At 73.3% G+C, this 17,313-nt stretch carries 21 protein-coding genes; 12 read left to right on the top strand and 9 right to left on the bottom strand.

What is annotated here, in order from left to right; translation table 11 throughout:
• Nucleotides 1-5: 5 nt before the first annotated feature.
• Nucleotides 6-1,220, bottom strand: a complete 1,215-nt coding sequence (locus BFV98_RS19840) for an arginine deiminase (protein WP_013289308.1) — start codon at nt 1,218-1,220, stop codon at nt 6-8.
• Nucleotides 1,221-1,382: 162 nt separating this feature from the next.
• Between BFV98_RS19840 and BFV98_RS19835 the strand changes: the two genes are divergently transcribed.
• The 4 genes from BFV98_RS19835 (at nt 1,383) to pheA (ending at nt 4,305) form a co-directional block, all read left to right on the top strand.
• The gene (locus BFV98_RS19835; RefSeq protein WP_013289309.1) at nt 1,383-2,120 is read left to right on the top strand and encodes a hypothetical protein; all 738 of its coding nucleotides are present in this window, start codon (nt 1,383-1,385) and stop codon (nt 2,118-2,120) included.
• A gap of 143 nt (nt 2,121-2,263) precedes the next feature.
• Nucleotides 2,264-2,713, top strand: coding sequence for a hypothetical protein (locus tag BFV98_RS19830; protein ID WP_013289310.1), 450 nt, complete (start codon nt 2,264-2,266; stop codon nt 2,711-2,713).
• An 85-nt stretch (nt 2,714-2,798) separates the two neighbouring features.
• Nucleotides 2,799-3,338, top strand: a complete 540-nt coding sequence (locus BFV98_RS19825; RefSeq protein ID WP_036311149.1) for a hypothetical protein — start codon at nt 2,799-2,801, stop codon at nt 3,336-3,338.
• A gap of 10 nt (nt 3,339-3,348) precedes the next feature.
• Nucleotides 3,349-4,305 (top strand): prephenate dehydratase, encoded by a 957-nt coding sequence (pheA, locus tag BFV98_RS19820; protein WP_013289312.1) that lies wholly within the window; start codon nt 3,349-3,351, stop codon nt 4,303-4,305.
• A gap of 42 nt (nt 4,306-4,347) precedes the next feature.
• Here pheA and BFV98_RS19815 read toward each other — a convergent pair whose 3' ends face one another.
• The 3 genes from BFV98_RS19815 to BFV98_RS19805 form a co-directional block, all read right to left on the bottom strand.
• Nucleotides 4,348-5,067, bottom strand: a complete 720-nt coding sequence (locus BFV98_RS19815) for an AIM24 family protein (RefSeq protein WP_013289313.1) — start codon at nt 5,065-5,067, stop codon at nt 4,348-4,350.
• A 95-nt stretch (nt 5,068-5,162) separates the two neighbouring features.
• Nucleotides 5,163-5,507, bottom strand: a complete 345-nt coding sequence (locus tag BFV98_RS19810) for a metallopeptidase family protein (RefSeq protein ID WP_026268384.1) — start codon at nt 5,505-5,507, stop codon at nt 5,163-5,165.
• 89 nt (nt 5,508-5,596) lie between these two features.
• Nucleotides 5,597-6,025, bottom strand: coding sequence for an OsmC family protein (locus tag BFV98_RS19805; RefSeq protein WP_013289315.1), 429 nt, complete (start codon nt 6,023-6,025; stop codon nt 5,597-5,599).
• Nucleotides 6,026-6,143: 118 nt separating this feature from the next.
• Here BFV98_RS19805 and BFV98_RS19800 point away from each other — a divergent pair, with 118 nt between their 5' ends.
• The 3 genes from BFV98_RS19800 (at nt 6,144) to BFV98_RS19790 (ending at nt 8,679) form a co-directional block, all read left to right on the top strand.
• Nucleotides 6,144-6,878 carry a hypothetical protein gene (locus BFV98_RS19800; protein WP_013289316.1) on the top strand — a complete coding sequence of 245 codons (735 nt, stop codon included), beginning with the start codon at nt 6,144-6,146 and terminating at the stop codon, nt 6,876-6,878.
• Nucleotides 6,879-7,045: 167 nt separating this feature from the next.
• Nucleotides 7,046-7,867 (top strand): HAD family hydrolase, encoded by an 822-nt coding sequence (locus BFV98_RS19795; protein WP_071097387.1) that lies wholly within the window; start codon nt 7,046-7,048, stop codon nt 7,865-7,867.
• Nucleotides 7,867-8,679 carry an HAD family hydrolase gene (locus BFV98_RS19790; protein ID WP_071097385.1) on the top strand — a complete coding sequence of 271 codons (813 nt, stop codon included), beginning with the start codon at nt 7,867-7,869 and terminating at the stop codon, nt 8,677-8,679. Before BFV98_RS19795 ends, BFV98_RS19790 begins: the two co-directional genes overlap by 1 nt.
• Before the next feature lie 35 nt (nt 8,680-8,714).
• Here the strand turns inward: BFV98_RS19790 and BFV98_RS19785 are convergent, their stop codons facing one another.
• Nucleotides 8,715-9,305 carry a bacterial proteasome activator family protein gene (locus tag BFV98_RS19785; protein ID WP_013289319.1) on the bottom strand — a complete coding sequence of 197 codons (591 nt, stop codon included), beginning with the start codon at nt 9,303-9,305 and terminating at the stop codon, nt 8,715-8,717.
• A gap of 57 nt (nt 9,306-9,362) precedes the next feature.
• On the opposite strand from BFV98_RS19785, the gene BFV98_RS19780 reads away from it, so the two are divergent.
• Nucleotides 9,363-10,190, top strand: coding sequence for a S9 family peptidase (locus BFV98_RS19780; RefSeq protein WP_071097383.1), 828 nt, complete (start codon nt 9,363-9,365; stop codon nt 10,188-10,190).
• 49 nt (nt 10,191-10,239) lie between these two features.
• Nucleotides 10,240-11,460: an ABC transporter substrate-binding protein gene (locus BFV98_RS19775; protein ID WP_013477498.1), complete on the top strand. Its 1,221-nt coding sequence runs from the start codon at nt 10,240-10,242 to the stop codon at nt 11,458-11,460.
• A gap of 91 nt (nt 11,461-11,551) precedes the next feature.
• Here the strand turns inward: BFV98_RS19775 and ddaH are convergent, their stop codons facing one another.
• Nucleotides 11,552-12,385, bottom strand: a complete 834-nt coding sequence (gene ddaH / locus BFV98_RS19770) for a dimethylargininase (protein WP_176921710.1) — start codon at nt 12,383-12,385, stop codon at nt 11,552-11,554.
• Between the two features lie 59 nt (nt 12,386-12,444).
• Between ddaH and BFV98_RS19765 the strand changes: the two genes are divergently transcribed.
• Nucleotides 12,445-12,903, top strand: a complete 459-nt coding sequence (locus BFV98_RS19765; protein WP_013289323.1) for an Lrp/AsnC family transcriptional regulator — start codon at nt 12,445-12,447, stop codon at nt 12,901-12,903.
• A 55-nt stretch (nt 12,904-12,958) separates the two neighbouring features.
• On the top strand, nt 12,959-13,915 hold the full coding sequence (locus BFV98_RS19760; RefSeq protein ID WP_071097379.1) for a zinc-binding dehydrogenase: 957 nt from the start codon (nt 12,959-12,961) through the stop codon (nt 13,913-13,915).
• A gap of 7 nt (nt 13,916-13,922) precedes the next feature.
• On the opposite strand, the gene BFV98_RS19755 is transcribed toward BFV98_RS19760, so the two are convergent.
• From BFV98_RS19755 to BFV98_RS19745, 3 genes are all read right to left on the bottom strand, one after another.
• Nucleotides 13,923-15,080, bottom strand: coding sequence for a hypothetical protein (locus BFV98_RS19755; protein WP_013477501.1), 1,158 nt, complete (start codon nt 15,078-15,080; stop codon nt 13,923-13,925).
• Between the two features lie 65 nt (nt 15,081-15,145).
• Complete coding sequence (locus tag BFV98_RS19750; protein WP_013289326.1) at nt 15,146-15,403, bottom strand: DUF6457 domain-containing protein; 258 nt, start codon at nt 15,401-15,403, stop codon at nt 15,146-15,148.
• Nucleotides 15,400-16,173, bottom strand: coding sequence for a molybdenum cofactor guanylyltransferase (locus tag BFV98_RS19745; protein WP_071097378.1), 774 nt, complete (start codon nt 16,171-16,173; stop codon nt 15,400-15,402). Before BFV98_RS19745 ends, BFV98_RS19750 begins: the two co-directional genes overlap by 4 nt.
• Nucleotides 16,174-16,455: 282 nt before the next feature.
• Here BFV98_RS19745 and fdhD point away from each other — a divergent pair, with 282 nt between their 5' ends.
• Nucleotides 16,456-17,310, top strand: coding sequence for a formate dehydrogenase accessory sulfurtransferase FdhD (fdhD, locus tag BFV98_RS19740; RefSeq protein WP_071097376.1), 855 nt, complete (start codon nt 16,456-16,458; stop codon nt 17,308-17,310).
• Nucleotides 17,311-17,313 lie beyond the last annotated feature (3 nt).

Raw genomic sequence — 17,313 nt, 5'->3', positions numbered from 1 at the left:
CCGGGTCAGGCGGCCCCGCCCTTCTCCCGCACCAGCGGGCAGGACATGCAGCGCGGGCCGCCCCGCCCGGAGCCCAGCTCCGACCCGGCGATGGCGATCACCTCGATGCCGGCCCGTTCCAGTTGCGCGTTGGTCTCCACGTTGCGCTCGTAGCCGACGCACAGCCGGGGCGCGATCGCGAGCGTGTTGTTGCCGTCGTCCCACTGCTCGCGTTCGGCGGTGACCGGGTCCAGGCCGGTGTCGATCACCCGGAGCTGGTCGAGGTCCATCGCGTCGGCGGCGGCCCGCAGGAACGGCGCCGGCCCGTCGACCCGCAGGTCGTCGCCGTCCGCGCCGGCGATGACCGTGTACGCGGACATCTGGTCGGCGACGTTCGCGTACATCAGCACGGCGTCGACGTCGACCATGGTGCAGATCGTGTCCAGGTGCATGGTGGCGCGTTCCTGCGCGATCGGCACCACCAGGATGGTGTGCGCCAGCCCGGCCGCGAACACCTGCCGGGCCAGCCGTTCCGCGCCGGCCGGGGTGGTGCGTTCGCCGACGCCGACGGCGAGCACGCCCGGCGCGAGCAGCAGCACGTCGCCGCCCTCCAGGTGCTCCAGCCGGGGGTGGTAGACGAACTCGGTGCCGACGAAACGCGGGTGGTAGCGGTAGATCGCGTCGGTGAGCGTGGTCTCCCGCCGCCGGGCCGGCATGGCCAGGCTGGTCACACCGACCCGGTCGCCGATCCAGACCGACGAGTCGCGGGTGAACAGCAGGTTGGGCAGCGGATCGATGACGAAGTCGTGCCGGTCCATGAGCGTCCAGACCAGACCGCCGGGGCGGTCGGCGCCGATCCGCAGTTCCTCGTGGGCGAGCCCGGCGGTGAGCACGTCGGCCAGTCCGGCCGGGTCGAGGTACGCCAGATGGTCGGCGACCCGGCGTCGCAGCGTGTGGCCGAGCCGGCGGGACCGCAGCACCCGGTCGGTCAGCTCGGCCCGGGCGTCCGCCACGGCGAGCGTCTCGACCAGCAGGTCGGCCAGGTAGAGCACCTCGACCCCGCGGGACCGCAGCGCCGCCGCGAACGCGTCGTGCTCCTCCTGCGCGCGTCCCACCCATGGGATAGCGTCGAAGAGGAGACTGTCGTTGTTCCGCGGGGTGAGGCGGGCCAGTTCCGGTCCCGGGCGGTGCAGCAGCACCGTCCCGAGGCGGGCGACTTCGCTGTCCACATAGTGGGTCACTCCCGCAGCCTAGGGCAGGCTTGCGCACCATCCGGAAAAGAAGTGTGGATGAATATGGCATTCATCCGCACTCACTCCGGCGGTCCAACTTGCCGAGCCCCCGGGTGTGCAACGTAGGGTAGTGGAGACATAACTTCGAGAGACCTTTTGCCGGAGGTCGCGATGACTGTCTTTCCCGCTCGTCGAGCCGTACCGAGCAGGGCACTGCCGCCCCGCACGGTGCCGCACTCCCGGGTCGAGCCCACCTCGGTGCTCGAGCCGGCCCGACCGACTCCATTGGAGTGGGCCCGGCGTCGCCGGGCGGAGCGGGGGGCCCGCCGGTTGGAAGCGGCAGGGGCCCGCGCCCTGGGCCAGCTCGACCATCTCGGTCCCGCGTGGCACGTCATCGAGTGGCCCCGGACGGACCCGGCGGACATGCTGCTCGACCGCGGTCGCGACGACCGGGCCGGGTTCCTGGCCATCGGTCCGAGCGGTCTGTTCGCTGTCACCATCGCCGACCACGGCCGGGCCCGCGTGCTCGTGGCCGGAGACGTGGTCCAGATCAACGGCAAGCGCCCGCCGTACGTGGCGGAGGCGCGCCGGGACGCCAAGCGGGCCAGCAAGGCCCTCTCCGACGCGGTCGGCCTGCCGATCCCGGTGACCCCGGTGCTGACGTTCGTCGGCTCCGGGGTGATCAGCGTCTACGGCCTGCCGAAGGACTGCCTCATGGCCACCCACCGCGAGCTGGACCGCCTGCTCGTGGCCGGTGGGAACCGGATCAGCCCGGCCACCGCCGAGAAGCTCTCCCGCGTCGCGCAGGCGCCGGCGACGTGGTTCAACGGCACGTACCGTCCAACCGCCGACTACCGGTGGTATGACGAGGGCCGAACGGCCGCTGACAAGCAGGCCGCCCGCCGGTAACGTCTCCGGCGACGCCACGCGGCCCACGGCACCGCCCCGACTGGTTCCGTCGGTCCGCGCCGTCGCCGGCCGCCCGGCAGCCGATGCTTCCGCCGCACCGACCGGCTAGCGTGGACAGACCGTCGGTGTACATAGGAGGCGCGGTGGCCCACGTCGAACTCTCACTCTCGGAAGTGTTCGCGCCCGCGGCATCCACCGAGCAGGAGTCCGACAACTTCGGGCAGTGGTCCGGCATGGTCTCCCGGGCCGCCGAGCCGTGCCTGCTGATCGACGCCGGCACCACTGTCGTGGCGATCTCCTCGTCCGGCTGCGACCTGCTCTGCCTGGGCGCCCCGGAGGACGTGATCGGTCTGCCGCTGCTGGAGGGCGGCCTGCGCCTGGTCGACTTCACGGCGAGCCCGAGCGAGCTGACCGAGCAGGAGACCGACAAGATCCCGCCGCTGCTCGCGCTGCACTCCGGGCGGCTCGCCCGCGGCCTGCTGCGGGTTCAGGGGCCCGGCTCCGACGCCGGCCGGACGGTCGACGCCATCTCCACGCCGGTGCTCACCGACGGCGCGGTGGCCGGCTCGCTCACCTTCCTCTCCGCGGTCTGACCCGCGACGAGACCCGGCGCCCTTCACCCCGGGCCGGTCATCCTCCTACGATGGCCTCGGCCCCACCACACGACGACATCCCTCGATGCCCGAGGACGCCCCCGTGCCCCGCACCCCACGCCCCCGACGCCGCCACCGTCCGCTGGCGCTGCTGACGCTGCTCGCCCTCGCCGCCTGCGGCACCCCGCCCGAGCTGCGTGCGCCACCCGCCGCCGCCACGCCCGTCCCGGTCCCGTCGGCGTCCGCCACGCCCAGCCCGAGCGCGACATCGGCCCCACCGACGCCCGTCCTCCCGCCCACGCTCTCCCCGTCCGTACCGGCGTCCGCGGCGCCCTGCCGGGGGCGGCCCTCCGGCGACCGGATCGTCGCGCTGCTGCGCGGATCCGCCGGCGTACTGCCCCGCGACGTCCGGGTCACCGTGGCCACCGGTCCCCTCTGCGCCGAGGGCTGGCAATACACCGTGCTGACGGTCACCGGGCACGAGGAGTTGCAGGTGGTCACGCGCGGCGAGAGCGGCACGCCGCGCCTCGTCACCGCCGGCACGGACGTGTGCGGCGTCGAGGTACGGACCGTGGCGCCGGCCGGCATCCGTACCCTGGCCTGCGACGGCACGCCGGGTGCGTAGGCTGGTCGGCATGCCGGGAACACCGCCGACCCGCTTCGTCTACCTGGGCCCCGAGGGCACCTTCGCCGAGCAGGCCCTGCGAACGGTGCCCGCCGCCGAGCGCGGGGACCGCACACCCGCCCGCAGCGTCGGCGAGGCGCTCGACGCGGTACGCGCCGGGGAGGCGGACGCGGCGCTGGTGCCGCTGGAGAACTCCATCGGCGGCGCGGTCGGGGTGACGCTCGACGAACTGGTCGAGGGCGACCCGCTGGTGATCACCCGCGAGGTGGTCCTGCCGGTGGAGTTCGTGCTGGCCGCCCGCACCGGCACCACGCTGTCCGACGTCCGCTCCGTCGCGGCCCACCCGCAGGCGTCCACCCAGTGCCGGGGGTGGCTGCGGGAGCACCTGCCCGACGCCACAGTGGTCGACGTGCTCTCCAACGGCGCCGCGGCGGCCGGTGCGGCGAGCGGCGAGTACGACGCCGCCATCTGCGCCCCGATCGGCGCGACCCGGCACCGGCTCGCGGTACTGGCTGACAAGATCGCCGACCACCCGGACGCGGTCACCCGCTTCGCGCTGGTGTCCCGCCCCGGTCCGCCCCCGCCGCCCACCGGCGACGACCTGACCTCGCTCGCGGTGTGCCTCGCGCACGACCGGGTGGGTGCGCTGCTGGCGGTGCTGATGGAGCTGGCGGTGCGCGGCGTGAACATGACCCGGATCGAGTCCCGCCCGACCGGCGAGGCGCTCGGCCGCTACGTGTTCTTCCTGGACTGCGCCGGACACGTCGCCGACGTACGCCTCGGCGAGGCGTTGCAGGGGCTGCGCCGGGTCTGCGCCGACGTGCGCTTCCTGGGGTCGTACCCCCGGCACCGCTGGAGCACGGCGGCGGGTGACCAGCAGACGCCGGTGCCGGCCGGGCTCACCGACGCCGACTACGCCGACGCGGCGGCCTGGGTGTCCCGGCTGCGGGCCGGCGAGCTGAGCTGACCGGCCCGGGGCGACCTCGGCGGACGCCCCGGGCACCGGCCGTCACTGAAGCAGGCCGCCGAGCACGCCGCCCTGCTGCTGGGAGCCGCTGCCGGCCACCGGAGGTTCCTCCGAGGGCTGGACCACGACGAAGCCCTGACCGGCGAAGCTCATCGTGAACGCCTCACCGGTGCTGCGGCCGAGCAACGTGCCCAGGCCGAGCTGCTCGGCGCGGTGGTAGCCGGTCTGGAGGTTCGCCGACCAGCAGACCGCCGCCTGCGGGTCGACGTACGTCGGCGCGTCCACGTTGAGCACCACCGGGGTGCCCTTGGTGGTGACGGCGATCCGGCCGTGGCCGGTGAAGACGCAGTTGAACAGGCCGGACGAGGACGCGAAACCGGCGCCGCCGACCATCTTGATGTCGTACTGGAGCGTCGAGTCGAACGCCAGCACGCTGGAGCCGTTGATGGACAGCGCGTCGCCCGGCTCCAGGTCGATGACGTGCACGTCCTTGGCGAAGTCGGCGAGGAAGACGTCGCCGCGGCCGGAGAGCTTCATCAGCGGCACTCCCTCACCGGTGAGCCGCTGCTTGATGAACTTGCCGATGCCGCCGGAACCGAGGGCCTGGAACTGCACCTGCCCCTGGTAGGCGACCATCGACCCGACCCGGGCCATCGCCTCGCCGTTCAGCTCGATCTTCAGCATCTTGGAGTTCTGCAACCGCATGCCGGGCTGCTGGGACTCCTTCTCAAGGTTCTCCGCGGAGAACAGCGCGCTGCGCATGGGTTTTCCTCCTGCATCAGGATCTGCCTGACCCGCAGGTTAGGGGACCGGCGCAACCGCCGGAATCAGCCGGGCGGGGACGCGCCGGAGGCCGGTCAGCCCCAGCCCAGGGCGTGCAGGCGCTCGTCGTCGATGCCGAAGTGGTGGGCGATCTCGTGCACCACTGTCACCGCCACCTCGTCGACGACGTCGTCGTCGGTGTCGCAGATCGCCAGGATCGGGTTGCGGTAGATCAGGATGCGGTCGGGCAGCACGCCGGAGTAGTCCCAGCCGCGAGAGGTGAGCGCGTGCCCCTCGTACAGGCCGAGCAGGTCCTCACCCGGCGGCGGGTCGTCCTCCACCAGGATGACCACGTTGCTCATCAACCCGAGCAGTTCCTCGGGCACCTCGTCGAGCGCCTCACCGACCAGTTCCTCGAACCGGTCCCGGCTCATCTCCACGGCCACGCGGCCCGGTCACTCCCTCCGGATCGGGCACACCGCACGGCGAGGGCGTCCCGCAGGACACCCCCGCCGTGCCGTACGCGATGTCAGGCCAGACGGGCGTTCAGCGTGATCTGCGCGCCCGGCGACAGCAGCCGGGAGATCGGACAGTTCTCCTTGGCCGCCTCGGCGAGCTTGGTGAACTCGGCCTGGTCGATGCCCGGAACCTGGCCCACGGTCTCCAGGTCGATGCGGGTCACGGTCATGCCGGCGTCGGTCTTGTCGAAGTGCACCTTGGCGGTGGTCTCCACCGCCGTCTCCTGGGCGCCGGCGTCGGCGAGCTGCTTGGAGAGAGCCATCGAGAAGCAGCCGGCGTGCGCGGCGCCGATCAGCTCCTCGGGATTGGTGCCCTCGCCCTCCTCGAAGCGCGACTTGAAGGAGTAGTTGCCGGACAGGCCGCCCTTGCCGGTGCGGACGGTGCCGGACCCCTCGGTGAGGTTGCCCTGCCAGCGAGCGGATGCGGTACGGATAGGCATGGCACCGACGCTAACCGAAAGCGGGCCGCCCCGCACCGGACCCCGGGGTCGTGATCCCGGCCGGCGGAAGCGGGCTGTGCCATGATTCGACGCAGGCCCGCGCACGGGAAGGGTGGCCATGTCGCAGGATCTCCCCGTTCCCCGGCAGGACAAGCGAATCCCCATGCAGGACAACAGGTCCGACGACACCACGATCGTCGAGTGGGGCGACACCGAGCCGGAGTCGTCCGGCCGGGCCGCGCGCTCGCTCGCCGCGCTGGGCCGGGACCGCCGTCTGCCGCCCGTGCTCACCGGGCTCGGCGCGGTGGCCGCGATCGCCTCGCTGATCGGCGAGTGGCTGGCGATCACGGTGCCGGCCGAGACCCGGGGCGACGACGCACCCGCCCGGCTGACCAGCGGCATCTCCGAGATCGGCGGGTTCGGTACGGCGTACCTGGTGGGCCTGCTCGGGCTGTCGGTCGCGGTGGGGCTGGCGCTGCGCGGCGCCCCGGCGGTGCGGCAGCACGCCCGGCTGGCCGGGCTGGGTCTCGCGGCGGGCGTGCTCGGGGTGCTCGTCGCGACCGCCTCCTCCCTCGAACAGCTGGCCCGGCGCATCCTGTTCTTCGTCGGCGAGCAGCGCCTTCAGGTCGAGCACGGACGCGGCCTGGTCAGCGCGTTCGTCGCTGTCGCACTGCTGGCGGCCGCGCTGCACCTGGCCGGCCGGGCGGCCGGCGGGACGCCCACCGACGGGGAGCCGGACGACGACCGGCCCGAGCGCCGCCGCCGGGCGGACGAGGACGACGTGCCCCCGGCCCCGGCGGACCTGACGGTGCAGCCCACGGTGCCGTTCGCGGGCCCCGAACGGGCGTACTGAACCAGGTCCGGCAGCACCTCCGGCGGCCACCGGAGCTTCGCCGCCGATTCGCCGGAAAGCCGTGGTTGCCGCCCGTTCCGCGAGATACGGTTGCTGCCCGCCGTCCCATGGTCGCGGCACCGAGGACCTGGTCGGCCGGCGTGACGGCGGCGGGCGAAGGAGGAACCATGACCCGCCCGGGACTGCCCAAGCTGATCGCCACCGACCTCGACGGCACGCTCGTCCGCAGCGACGAGACCGTCTCCGCGTACACCCATCGGGTGCTGGACCGGGTGCGGTCCGCCGGGATCCCGGTGGTCGGCGCGACCGGCCGGGGACCGCGCCTGACCGAACTCACCCGTAACGACATCCGGGCCGCCGACTTCCTGGTGATGGCCGGCGGCGGCCGGGTGGTGGACCAGAGCGACCCGGAAGGGCCCCTGGTGCTGCGGGACGAGCGGCTGCCCGGCGAGGTGCTGGCCCGCGTCCTCACCGACCTGGAGGCGGCGGTCGGCCCGCTCACCGTGATGGTCGAGGCGTCGGACGAGCACGACGCACCGCTGTGGGGCGACTACCACCCGAGCTGGCCCTACCCGGACCGGTTCGAGGCGCGCAGCCGGGTCGAATGCCTGTCCTGCGACGTGATCAAGGCGTTCGCCCGGACCGCCGACCACCACGTGGACGAGCTGCTGACGGCCGCGCGGGCGATCGTGCCGCCGGACGTGGCCACGCTCACCCAGGCCGGGCTCGGCTTCATCGAGATCTGCCCGCCCCGCACCGACAAGGCCAGCGGGCTCAGCGTCATCGCCGAGCGGCTCGGTGTGGACCCGGCCGACGTGCTGGTCTTCGGCGACCAGCCGAACGACCTGCCGATGTTCGACTGGGCGGGATGGGCACGGGTGGCGGTGGCGAACGCTCACCCGGAGGTGCGCGCCGCGGCGGACGAGATCACCCTGCGCAACGACGACGACGGGGTCGCGGTCTACCTGGACCGGCTACTCTCCCGGTGATGGAAGATCCACCTCGGCTCGTCGCCTCCGACATCGACGGCACGCTGCTGCGCGACGACCGGTCGCTCAGCCCGCGTACCGCCGCGGTGCTGGCCCGCATCGCCGCCGCCGGCACCCCGGTGGTCCTGGTCACCGGCCGTCCGATCCGCTGGCTCCCGATGGTGTACGAGCAGCTCGCCGCGCCGCTGCCGGCCATCTGCGCCAACGGCGCGGTGGTGTACGACCCGGCCACCGACCAGGTGCTGCGGGCCGACCCGCTCGCCCCGGAACTGCTGGCCGAGGTGGCCCGGAGGCTGCGCGCCGAGGTGCCCGGCGTGAGCCTCGCCGTGGAGATCGTGGACAGCCGCCAGATGCGGCACGAGGTGCACTACCCGCTGCGCTGGGACGCCGACCTCGACGCCATCCGGGCCGTCGAGTCGCCGGAGGAACTGCTGGCCGCGCCCGCGGTGAAGTTGCTGGTACGGGCCGGTGAGCAGGATCCGGACGTCTTCGTGCGGGTGGTGGCGGGCGCCCTGGAGGGGCTGGCCGAGGCGACCCACTCGTCGTACAGCGGACTGATCGAGATCTCGGCCGCCGGTGTGACGAAGGCGGCGGGCCTGGCCTGGTACGCGGAGCGGCTGGGCGTCGACGAGCGGGACGTGGTGGCCTTCGGCGACATGCCCAACGACGTGCCGATGCTGGCCTGGGCCGGACGGGCGGTGGCCGTCGCCAACGCCCATCCGGCCGTACGGGAGATCGCACACGAGGTCACCGGGCCGAACACCGAGGACGGCGTGGCCGCGTACCTGGAGAAGGTCTTCGAGCTGGACTGACCGGCCGGGGCGCATGACACGCCCCGGCCGACGGGTCACAGGTACTGGCCGGGCGCGTGGCCCTCGCCGCCGCCGGGCATCCCGGGCATGCCCGGCATCACGCCGCCCGGGCCGCTGGGCAGCGCCTGGCGGCCGGAACGCATCTGCTCCAGCTGGACGCGGGCGGCCATCTGCTGGGCCACCAGTGCGGCCTGGATGCCGTGGAACAGCCCTTCCAGCCAGCCCACCAGCTGGGCGTGCGCGATCCGCAGCTCGCTCTCGCTCGGCGCCTGCTGCTCGGTGAACGGCAGCGAGATCCGCTCCAGCTCCTCGCGCAGCTCGGGGGCGAGGCCCTCCTTCAACTCGACGATCGAGCGCTCGTGGATCTCCCGCATCCGGTGCCGGCTCGCGTCGTCGAGCGGCGCCGCCTTCACCTCCTCCAGCAGCTGCTTGATCATGCTGCCGATCCGCATCACCTTGGCCGGCTGCTCGACCAGACGGGTCGGGTCCTCGCCCTTGCCCTCGTCGGTCTGCACCGTGCCGACCGGGCGGCCGTCCGGCCCGACCACCACCACGGTGCCGGGGATGCCATCGTTGCCCTGTTCGTCGTCGTGTCCGGCGGAGTGCGCTTCGGTCATGGCACCCATCTTTACCCACGCCGACCATGTGCACGCGGCCGGTCCGGGGGACGCTACGGTCGCCGCATGCTCTCCGACCCGCGCGAGGTGCTGACCCGCCCGTCGCCGCCCCCGGATGCCACGGTCTCCTACGGCGACCATCCGGACCAGTGCGCCGACCTGCGCCTCCCGGCTGGCGACGGGCCGCCCCGGCCGCTCGTGGTCGTGGTGCACGGCGGCTTCTGGCGGGCGGAGTACGACAGGGCCCACACCGGCCCGATGGCGGCGGCGCTGGCCGCGCTCGGCCACCCGGTCGCGCAGATCGAGTACCGGCGGACCGGCCGGCCGGGCGGAGGCTGGCCGCACACGCTGACCGACGTCCGCGCCGGGATCGCCGCGCTGCCGGAACTCGCAGCCGCCGCGCTGCCCGGCCGGGTGGCGCCCGTGCCGCCGATCCTGGTCGGTCACTCCGCAGGCGGGCACCTGGCCCTGTACGTGGCCGCGCACGCCCCGGACACGGTCGGCGGGGTGCTCGCGCTGGCGCCGGTGGCCGACCTCGCGCAGGCGTACCGGCTGGACCTGGACGAGGGTGCGGTGGCCGCGCTGCTCGGCGGCGGCCCGGACGACGTGCCGGACCGGTACGCCGCAGCGGATCCATCGGCATTGGTGCCCATCCGAACACGCACAGTAGTCATCCACGGTGATCAAGATGTCCAGGTCCCGATCGCGATCAGCCGATCCTGGGTGGCGGCAGATCGGGCCGCCGGAGGCTCCGCCACGCTCGTTGAGCTGCCCGAATGCGAGCATTTCGGGCTGATCGCACCGGGCTCCACCGCATGGCCCCAGGTGGTGGCGGCGTTGCGGTCGCTTCACGATGATCTTCCGGGCATTGACGCAGCGTCGTCGACCAGGTAGAACGCCGAAGGGGTGTGCACCATGGCCGCCCCGTCGGGAAGGAAATTCGGTGGCACAGATGAACCGCAGGCGGGCGCTGCAACTGCTGGCCGCGCTGGGTACCACCGGACTGGCGGCGGGTTGCGGATCCGGGGACGACACCGGGGACGAGGCCGGATCCGGCAGCCCGATCAAAGTCGGGCTGATCGTGCCCGGCAGCGGGGCGAACAAGGCCATCGGTGACGAGATCACCAACGGTTTCCAGCTCTTCCTCAGCATGCGCGGCCAGCAGATCGCCGGTCACCCGGTCACGGTCGTGACCGCCGAGGAGGGCGACACCGCCGCCACCGGAAAGGCCGCCGTCGACCGGCTGCTCAAGGAGGGCGTGCTCGCGCTCACCGGCGTGGTCAGCCCCACCGTGATGACCGGCATCAAGGACGCGGTCGAGGAGGCCCGGGTGCCCCTGCTGGGCTCCAACGCCTCCCCGTCGACGCTCCAGGGCGTCGTCTACATCTGGCGCACGTCGTACGTGCTGACCGAGCCCGGTGAGGCGCTCGGCGAGTACCTGCGCCAGAAGCTGGACGCGTCCAGCCGGATCGCCATCTTCGGCACCCGCGGCCCGGGCAGCCAGGACGTCATCGAAGGGCTGCGGCGCGCGTACGAGCGGGGCCGCCGGCTCACCGAGGATCCGATCTTCACCGACGACGACCCCAACCCCTCCCGGTCGCTCTACTCCGGGCCGATCCGCAAGGCGCTCGGGCGCAACCCGGATGCGGTCTTCTGCCACTACTCCGGCGCGCAGGCCGTGCAGTTCGTCAAGCAGCTCTACGCCCAGGGCTACCGGGGACCGATCTACGCCCCCGGTTTCCTCACCGAGGGCACCGCGCTCGACCAGCTCGACGACGGGGAGAAGGGCCGCGAGCGCAAGCTGATCCAGACGTACGGCATCGAGACCGCGCTCAACTACTCGGCCGACCTCAACAACACCGCGAACCGGATCTTCGCCTCCGCGTACCGGAAGACGTTCAACTCGGCGCCCACCACGTACGCGATGGCCTCCTACGACGCCGCGCTGGTGCTGGACAAGGCGATCCGGCTGGCCGGGTCGAACCCCTCGCCGCAGCAGGTCAACCTGGCGCTCGGCAAGGTCGGCCAGGTGGACAGCCCGCGCGGCACCTGGCAGTTCAACCAGACGCGTACCCCGCAGCAGAAGTGGTACCTGCGCCGGGTGCAGACCGACGGCCGGCTGCTCTCCAACGTCGTGATCAACGAGCTGGCGACGCTGGGCTGACAAGCCCTCGTACACACGCGAAGGGCGGTCTCCCCATCGGGAGGCCGCCCTTCGCGCCGAGGCGTGGCGTGGCGTGGCGTCGAGCCTTGGCTCAGTGCCGCAGCTCGGCGATGCAGCACTTCACGCTGCCACCGCCCTTCTTCAGCTCGGCCAGCTCCACCGGGACCGGGTGGTAGCCGGCCGCCTTCAGCTTGCCGGCGAGCCGGGTCGCCTCGTTGTTCAGCACCACGTTGAGCCCGTCGCTGACCAGGTTCAGGCCGAACGCCAGCGCGTCCTCGTCGTCCGCGACGATCGCGTCCGGGAAGAGCTGGGCCAGCACCTTCTGGCTCGCGGCCGAGAAGGCCCCCGGGTAGTAGACGACGTTCTCGTCGTCGATCGAGGCCAGCGCGACGTCCAGGTGGTAGAAGCGCGGGTCGACCAGGTGCAGCGAGACCACCGGCCGCCCGAGCGCCTCCTGCGCCTCGGCGTGCGCGGCCGGCTCCGTCCGGAAGCCGTACCCGGCCAGGATCAGGCCGCCGTGCGCCTCCGGCAGGTACGCGAAGTCGCCCTCACCCTCGTTCGTCTCGCTCGGCGCGATGAACCGCCAGCCCTGCTGCTCGTAGAACGCCCGGTGCGCGGCGGCCTCGGCGGACCGCTGCTCGTGCTTGAACCGGGCGCCGTAGACGCTGCCGTCGACCACGAAGGCACCGTTGGCCGCGTAGACCATGTCCGGCAGACCCGCCTCGGCGGTGAGCAGGTGCACCTCGTGGCCCAGCCCGACGAGCGTCTCGCGCAGCCGGTCCCACTGCTTGACCGCCAGGTCGGCGTCGACCGGCGTGGTCACGTCCATCCACGGGTTGATCGCGTACTCGACCGTGAAGTGCTCGGGCGAGCACATGAGATATGTCCGCTTTCGCGAGACTCGCTGCTGGTTCACGGTCACCAAGAGTAGGTACGGTACAACTTTGGTAACAGCCACAAGCATTGCTTCCCGGGAGCAGAACGTTGCAGATAGACGCGGTTGACCAGCGAATCATTGCGTTACTCGTCGCGGATGCTCGCGCCTCGTACGCGGACATCGGCAGCCGGGTGTCACTCTCCGCCCCCGCCGTCAAGCGACGCGTCGACCGCCTCCGATCCGCCGGGGTGATCCGGGGATTCACCGCCGTCGTCGACCCGGCCGCGGTCGGCTGGACCACCGAGGCGTTCGTCGAGCTGTTCTGCGCCGGCCGGACCACGCCCGCGCAGATCGGCGCCGCCGCCCGCCGGCACCCCGAGGTGGTGGGCGCGTACACGGTCTCCGGCGAGGCGGACGCGCTCGTGCACCTGCGCGCCGCGGACATCTCCCACCTGGAGGAGGCGCTGGAACGGCTGCGCGCCGAATCGTTCGTCACCTCGTCCCGCAGCACCATCGTGCTCTCCCGGCTGGTCGAGTCCCCCGGCGTCGGACCGTCCACGCCTTGACCTCAACCTCGCTTCATGTCGTGCACTGGTGACCGGCCTGAAGCGAGGGGGCGGTATGCGTGCGGTGTGGCTGCGGGAGTTCGGCGGACCGGAGGTGCTCGTGCCGGGGACGGCGTCCGACCCGGCACCCGGACCGGGCCAGGTGCTCGTCGACGTGGCACACGCGAACATCACGTTCGTCGAGACGATGTTCCGGGCCAGCGGCTTCGGGCCGTTCGGCACCGAACTGCCGGTGATCCCCGGTAACGGGGTCGGCGGCACGATCACCGCGCTGGGACCGGACGCCGACCCGGCGCTCGCCGGCCGCGTCGTGGTCACCGCCACCGGCGGCACCGGCGGGTACGCCGAGCGCGTCGTGGTCGACCAGGGTGCGCCTGTCCCCGTACCCCCGGGGTTGCCGCTGGACGCGGCGGTGGCGCTGATGGCCGACGGCCGGACCGCCCTGATGCTGGCCCGGGCGGCCGGGCTGCGGCGCGGTGACCGCGTCCTGGTGGAGGCGGCGGCCGGCGGGGTCGGATCGCTGCTGGTCCAACTCGCCGCACGGGCCGGCGCCACGGTGGTGGCCGCCGTCGGCGGCTCCCGCAAGGTGGCCGTGCTCCGTGCCGCCGGGCTCGACGTCGTGGTCGACTACCGGCAGGCGGGCTGGACCGACCGGGTCCGGGACGCCGTGGGCGCCGTCGACGTGGTGTTCGACGGCGTCGGCGGGCCGCTCGCCCGGGAGGCGTTCGACCTGCTGGCCCCCGGCGGACGGATGCTCAGCTTCGGGCTGGCCGGCGGCACCTGGGCCGACATCCCGGCCGAGTCGGCAGCCGCACGCGGGGTGACGCTGCTGAGCCCCCGGCCCGGCCCGGACGAGCTGCGCGCCCTCACCGAGGCGGCACTCGCCGAGGGCGCGGCCGGGCGGCTGCGGCCGCTGATCGGGCAGCGCTTCCCGCTGGAACGGGCCGCCGCCGCGCACGCCGCGATCGAGGCCCGGGAAACCTTGGGCAAGACCCTGCTCGACGTACGCTGAGCAGCGCTCAGAGGTACATGCCGGTGCGGTGCTCCTCGGCCCGGGCCGGCTTGTCGCCCTCGCCGAAGAAGCGCTTGCCGCCGAACTCGCCGTGCAGACGGTCGTCCAACTCGTCGGCGAGACCGGTCATCACCTGCACCGCGAGCATCAGATGGGTGGGCTGGAAGTTGCGGCCGAACACCGGGATCGAGGCCCACACCGTGTCGTCGGCGCAGTAGAGCCGGCCGATCGGCATCCGGTTGGTCAGCTCCGAGAGCTTCACGTAGAGACGCTCGGTCGGCTCGACCTCGGTCAGCACCGGCGAGAAGACGTCCACGAGCGGCGGGTTGTCGCGCACCCGCACGAAGACCATGGCCGAGCCGGCCCGGATGTTGATGTCACCGTCGGAGTCGACCTGAAGCTGGTCGGACGCGGACTTCAGCATTGTCGACACGACGGTCCGGACCCGCTCCTCCAGGGCCAGCACGTCGTTCTCGCCGGACTGGGCGGCCGCCGCCGCGGCCAGCGCCTCGTCCAGGTCGGCCTCGACGTCGCGGTCCGGGCCGAACTCGCTGCGCGCGGTACCGAGCGGCTCCACGGGAAGCGCCTCGCCCTCGGCGTCGTGCACCAGGTAGACGAGGAAGGCCGGATGCGGGGCGCCGTAGACGTCCCGCAGCGTCCGGGACAGCACGGCGGCCAGCCGGGTCGCCTCGTCGGTGCCGCAGTCCAGCCCGAACTGCTCCCCGGAACCCGGCACCACGCCCGGCGGCGACCAGCCGAGCGCCACCATGTCGGCCACCGCGGCCCGGTCCAGCCGGTAGCCCTGCGGCAGCGTGGCGTTTCCGACCGCGCGGGCCGAGAGACGGCCCGCCTCGCCCGCGTCCACGCTCACCGAGTAGACGGCGTCGCCGGTGCCCGAGGCGGTCGGGTCGAGCGTGACCTCCAGGTGCCCGCCGGAGGGCAGCCCGCGCAGCCGGTCGGCGAGCGCCCGGGCGAACTCCCGCCAGGCCTCGGTGACCTTGGCCCGCAGATCAGCGGTGGTCGGCTCGTCGAGCAGGATCGACTCGTGGTGCTGCTCCGGCGCGCCGCCGGTGGCCTGATGCGCCGACGTGGCGCCGGTGGCGTGGTGCTCCGGCGCGCCGCCGGCAGGCTCGTCGACCGGCTCCGAGGGGTGGTCTGCCGTCATGATCGCCTCCGTCCGTTCCCGCCACCCTACCCAGGCGCGAAGGGGACCGAATCCCGCGCGAGGCGCTAATCCTCAGGCGTGGAACCACCCAGGTCCACCGGCCAGGAACCGGCCAGCGCACTGAGCCGCTCGGCCGCCGCGGCCGGGTCCGCGCCGCGCCCCACCGCCAGCCCCAGCAGGTACGCGGTGACCGGCGCTCCCGGCCGGACCACCTGGTGGGCCACGTCCCGGGCCACGTCGAGCACTGTCGGCACGGGCACCCCCGCCGGGTCCAGGTCCAGTTCGGCGCAAACCGCCGTGACCCAGTCGTCCAGCACCGTCATCTCGTCCACTCCTCCGCCCGGCGTACGTCCTCGTCAGTGTCGCAGTCGAACCACGGCGGCGGCCCCGAGCCGGACCAGGACACCTCGCGTACGGCGACGTCGGCCAGCAGCCCGCGTACCGGCGCGCCGTCGAGCGAGCCGCCCCGCGTCGCGGCGAGCCGGTCGAGGGCGGACCGCAGGGCCGGTACCTGCCAGAGGGCGCACAGGTGCTGGCGGCGGCCGTCCCCGTCCACGTAGCAGGCGAGCGCGGCGGACCGATCGTCCAGCGTCTCCCGCCAGGTGACGGGCGCGTCTTCCGGCCCGACGGCGGCAGGTACGTCTTCCGACCTGGCGGTGGCAGGTGCGTCTTCCGGCCCGGCGGTGGCAGGTGCGTCTTCCGGCCCGGCGGCTGCGGCGTCGAGCGCGGGCGGCGGGTCGTCGCGGGAGTGACAGGCGGCGAGCGCGCGTCGCAGCTCGGCCACCGCTGCGGTGGTGAGCAGCGGCAGGTCGGCGGCGAGCACTGCGACTGTCGTCGTACCGGGGTCGAGCAACGCCAACCCGGCTGCCGTAGCGGCCACCGGACCGCCCCCGGGCGGCTCTTCCCGGGCCGTCCGGACTCCCCTGGGCAGCGGGCCGGACGAGCCGACCACGATCCGCTGGTCCGCGTCGGCCACCGCGTCCAGCACCCGGTGCAGCATCGGCCGGCCGCCTACTGCCCGGGCCGGCTTGTCCACCCCGCCCATCCGCCGGGCCGCGCCACCGGCGAGCAGGATCGCCGCGTACCCCGTCACCGCCTCACAGTAGCCACAGCCACGACCGCCGGTCCGGCTCGGGCCGGCGCCCAGCGTTGTCGGCGGTTTTCCGACGTTGATCGACTGCTTTCCGCCGAAGTGGTGGCATCCAGGGCCCTCCGATACCGCCACTTCGCCGAACTGGTGTCGATCATCGGGCCTGGGGCCGGCCGGGCCGGCCGGGCCGGCCGGGGTGGGTGGGGTGGGTGGTGGGTGGGTGGGTGGGGGCGGGAAGACCTGGGGCGACGTGCGGGCGGCGGGGCGCCCGGGGAGGATGGCGGCATGGGACGGGCGACGGATCGGCGTGGTGTGCTGCGGATCGACCTCGACGCGGCCGGGGACGGCCGGGGGCGGATCGGCCGGCAGGACAACCTGGCCGTGGAGGAGCCGCTGGAGATCCGCGTCGGCGCGGCCGGTCCGGGACGACGCCGGCCGCTGGCGGTGACGATGCGTACGCCCGGCGACGATCTGGACCTGGCGATCGGCTTCCTGCTCACCGAAGGGCTGATCCGGTCGGCGGAGGACGTGCACACCGCGCAGCTCTGCGCCGGGGCGGAGACCCCGAACACCTACAACGTGGTCGACGTGGTGCTCTCGCCCGACGTGCCGGAGCCCGTCACCGACCCGTCGCGCAACTTCTACACCACCAGCTCGTGCGGCGTGTGCGGCAAGGCGAGCATCGACTCGGTACGCACCCGCTCGCAGTTCGCGGTGCGGGACGACCCGCTGGTGGTCACCGCCGAACTGCTGGCCGGGCTGCCGGACCGGCTGCGCGCCGCGCAGCGCGCCTTCGACCGCACCGGCGGCCTGCACGCCGCCGGCCTCTTCACCCCCGACGGGGAGCTGGTCGTGCTGCGCGAGGACGTCGGGCGGCACAACGCGGTGGACAAGGTGCTCGGCTGGGCCACCCGGGAAGGGCGGCTGCCGCTGGCCGGGCACGTCCTGCTGGTCTCCGGACGGGCCAGCTTCGAACTCACCCAGAAGGCGTGGATGGCGGGCGTGCCGCTGCTCGCGGCGGTGTCCGCGCCGAGCACGCTCGCGGTCGAGCTGGCCGAGGAGGCCGGGATGACGCTGGTCGGCTTCCTGCGCGGGCCGACCATGAACGTCTACGCCGGGGCGGCGCGCATCGGCGAGTGACCG

It is taken from the genome of Micromonospora sp. WMMB235 (assembly GCF_001855515.1).
GTDB lineage: Bacteria > Actinomycetota > Actinomycetes > Mycobacteriales > Micromonosporaceae > Micromonospora > Micromonospora aurantiaca.
Note: the sequence above shows the minus strand (reverse complement) of the source record. Positions and strands in the feature narration are given on the sequence as shown.